The organism is Dellaglioa sp. CoH-57-MRSF-19, assembly GCF_056781975.1.
The window spans coordinates 1-440 of record NZ_JBXAXW010000142.1 but is presented as its reverse complement, the minus strand read 5'-3'; the positions used below and the strand labels follow the sequence as shown (position 1 = coordinate 440).

The window sequence follows — 440 nt, the reverse complement described above, 5'->3', positions numbered from 1 at the left end:
CACAACATCCTTGCCATTGATCTTCACGGTGTGTTTCTTGATACCCTGTGGGATACCATTTGCATCATCCTGCACCCAGGAGGTGCCGGAATCAGCGTACAGCTGAACCTAGGTGCCGCGACCAGCAATGTGTTCGTCCACTGCGTTGTCCAACATTTCTCGGATCACTACCCAGAGTCCCGAGGCGTCGGTGCCACCGATGTACATACCGGGGTTAGACTGGATCGACTCGGGGAAACGCAGAGTCTTCACATCATCACTTACAAACTTCTTAGTTGCCATTTCAGGCTTCTACCTCAAGGTTACTGGGATTGAACTGCAAAACCGTCATCAGCTGTGTGACGACAGGGAGTACATTCGACACGTCCGCGTAACGGCAACGTGTCGAATACGTGGGAACGTATTCTCCACCCTTCTTGATCTCGATCACGGTATGAACA

The 440-nt window shown here is 51.6% G+C and carries 1 protein-coding gene; it reads right to left on the bottom strand.

Annotated elements, in window-relative coordinates; translation table 11 throughout:
- Positions 1–108: 108 nt before the first annotated feature.
- The gene (locus AC1RO3_RS08660; protein WP_481764028.1) at positions 109–282 is read right to left on the bottom strand and encodes a hypothetical protein; all 174 of its coding nucleotides are present in this window, start codon (positions 280–282) and stop codon (positions 109–111) included.
- Positions 283–440: the final 158 nt, after the last annotated feature.